Below are 2,774 nucleotides of genomic sequence, written 5' to 3' on the forward strand. Positions count from 1 at the left end.
GTTGTGGAAGGGTGCGATCAGCACGCCGCGATTGACCAGCGCGACATGGATGGCGGCCTCCAGTTCCGGTGCATGCGCCATTTCCGCCTCGGCGCCATTGCGCAGCGGACCGGGCGCACAGATGAACTCGACACGAGCGCCGACGCGGGAAACATGCCAGGGCAGGCGATAGCGATCGATCACGCCGGTCAGCCCGGCATCGAGCCGCCGCGCCAGATGATCCATGCGGTCGTAGTTTTCCTGCGTCATCACCTCTTCGAGCGTGGCGCGCATCGCCGCGAACTGCAGCGGGTTGGCCGAGAGTGTCGTGCCCATGCCGGAATAGCCCGGCTCCTTGGTCCTGTTGTAATCCGCGTAGCGTGAGGCAACGTCGTCGCTCATGCCCCAGACACTGGCCGGCACGCCGCCGGCGATCGGCTTGCCCAGCACGAAGAAGTCCGGGTCGAGACCATATTTCCTCGTGTAGCCGCCGGGGCCGGTCGAGATCGTGTGCGTCTCGTCGATCAGAAGCAGCGTGCCGGTTTGGCGTGTCAGTTTGCGCAGGGCGTCATGGTAGCCCGGACCGGCCAGCACCATGCAGGAATTGGTCAGCACCGGCTCGGCGATGACGCAGGCGACGTCCTTATCCCCAAGCGCGGCTTCGAGTGCTGAAACGTCGTTGAACTCGATGACCTTGGCCGTGCGGGTCAAGTCGCGGAACTCGCCCGCCAATCCTGGCCGGTTGACGGGCTTGCCGTCGATCAGCCGCACCATCGTTTCGTCGACCGAGCCATGATAGCAGCCGTTGAAGACCAGGATTTTTTCGCGGCCGGTGACGGCACGGGCAACACGCAGCGCAAAGCGGTTGGCGTCGGTCGCCGTCGTCGCGATCTGCCAGAATGGCATTCCGAAGCGCTGCTGCAGCAGCGGCCCAATGGCCAGCGCATCTTCCGAAGGCAGCATATAGGTCAGGCCGCGTCCGGCCTGGCGGCGGATGGCGCGAGCCACCGGTGGCGGCGAATGGCCAAACATCGAGCCGGTGTCTCCCAGGCAGAAATCGTCGAGCTTGTTTCCGTCGATATCCATGATCGTAGCGCCCCTGGCGTTGTCGACCAGGATCGGGAACGGCGTCGGCCAATCGTTCATCCAGTGCATCGGGACGCCGCTGAAGAAGCCGGGCAGGCCGTTGCCGATCTTGGCCTGCGATTTTGGCCGCGCATTGCGGAAGGCTGCCCCCTCGGTTTCGCGCAAATCGGCAATGCGGTCGCGGCCGATGCCGCCGATGGACGTGTTGGACGTGTCGCTGTGCATGAAAACCCCTCTGGTCGATCCCTCTTAGCCAATCCGTGTCCGCATCCGCAATTGGCCGCGCATCTGCCCTGCGTTGGCTCAGCCTTTGGCGGCGGCGCTTGACCGTGCTGCCGAAGTCAGCGCCAATATGAGCGGGAATTTAGGTGGAGGGGTAAAATGCGAACGATCATGTGTGTGGCAATGCTTCTGTCGTCGGCTGGCGCTGCCTTCGCGTCGGGTGGCATCTGGTGCTCCACCGAGGACCCGGCGGCGACATTCGAGGTCGAGGCAGGCGTCACCAGAGGCATGGGCGGGCCGACCTTCAACTTTCGCGGCAACCTCGAAATTCTGAGCCGGCCTGCCGGCGACAGCCTGCGCAAGACGGTGTTCGAGGATTCCAACCTGACGCAGTACTGGCTCGACGGCAAGGAATTGCGGCTGAACATCTATCGCGAGCACGAGGTCGCGCAAAAGATCAATTCGGTCGAACTGACGATCCTGACCAAGACCAGCGACGAAGGCGTCTACGACGGGAGCTATACGCTCTCCATCTACGACGCCGCGGCGGATACGGACCAGGACGGCAAACCGGTGGAAATCAGCGGCAAAGTGTCGTGCGGAGCGGAGTGAGCGGGGTCAGGCCGTGATATCGATGACGCCGCAATCGCCGGCGGCACTACCGAAGGCGACCCGGCGTTCTTCCTTGTCCCACATCATCGAGGTGATGGCGCCCTTGCCCGGCCGTCGCAACAGCACTTCCTTGGCGTCGGCAAAACGCACCGCCATCACCATGCCGTCATCATAGCCGACGGCAACGACATCCTGGCTCGGGTGGCAGGCGACAGCCGTCACCATGGCGTTGCCGCGCGTGCCGAGCTCCAGCGGTGCCTTGCCCATTGGACCATCCTTGCCTGAAAACGGCCAGACGATCGCCGCCGGCGCGCCGGAACTCGCCAGCCACTTGCCCTTCACACTCCACGACAGGCTTTTGACCTTGCCGGGATAGCCGGTCATGCGCATGTGCTTGCCGTCGGCGAGCTTCCAGCCGTGCAATGCATTTTCTTGCATGGTGGTGACGAGGAAGGCGCCATCGGGAGAGAAGGTGATGCCGGTGTGGGCGCCGGCCCATTCAAGCTCCACCGGCTTGCCCTCGGCGGCCGGGAAATGCAGCGTCGCGCCATTGTAGCGGGCGACACCGAAGCGCATGCCCTTGGGCGAGAAGGCCAGCCCCTCGACCGAACGCGGATGGACGAATTCCCTCGTCTTGCCGTCGGCGAATCGCACGAAGGCGGTCTTGCCTGAGGCATAGGCGATGGCGCCTTGCGGCCCGGCGGCAACGCTGGTGATCCACTTCTTGGCCGCGCTTGCCAATTCCGTGACCTCGCCGCCCGCTTTCACGGAAAACACCTTGCCGTCCTCGCCGCCGGTGATCAGCCGGTCATTGGCCGCATCATGGAAGGCGGCAAGCACCCCGTCATTGGCCTGAATTGTCTTGTGGCCATGGT

General features: G+C 64.1%; 3 protein-coding genes. 1 reads left to right on the forward strand and 2 read right to left on the reverse strand.

Annotated features, from left to right (window positions below; genetic code table 11):
* On the reverse strand, nt 1–1,290 hold a 1,290-nt coding region (locus EN750_RS27860; RefSeq protein WP_145967963.1), incomplete at its 3' end, for an aspartate aminotransferase family protein.
* Nucleotides 1,291–1,446: 156 nt separating this feature from the next.
* On the opposite strand from EN750_RS27860, the gene EN750_RS27865 reads away from it, so the two are divergent.
* Complete coding sequence (locus tag EN750_RS27865; RefSeq protein WP_127331386.1) at nt 1,447–1,899, forward strand: hypothetical protein; 453 nt, start codon at nt 1,447–1,449, stop codon at nt 1,897–1,899.
* A gap of 6 nt (nt 1,900–1,905) precedes the next feature.
* On the opposite strand, the gene EN750_RS27870 is transcribed toward EN750_RS27865, so the two are convergent.
* The coding region (locus EN750_RS27870) for a WD40 repeat domain-containing protein (protein WP_145967964.1) at nt 1,906–2,774 on the reverse strand (869 nt) is incomplete at its 5' end.

The organism is Mesorhizobium sp. M7A.F.Ca.ET.027.03.2.1, assembly GCF_003999175.1.
GTDB lineage: Bacteria > Pseudomonadota > Alphaproteobacteria > Rhizobiales > Rhizobiaceae > Mesorhizobium.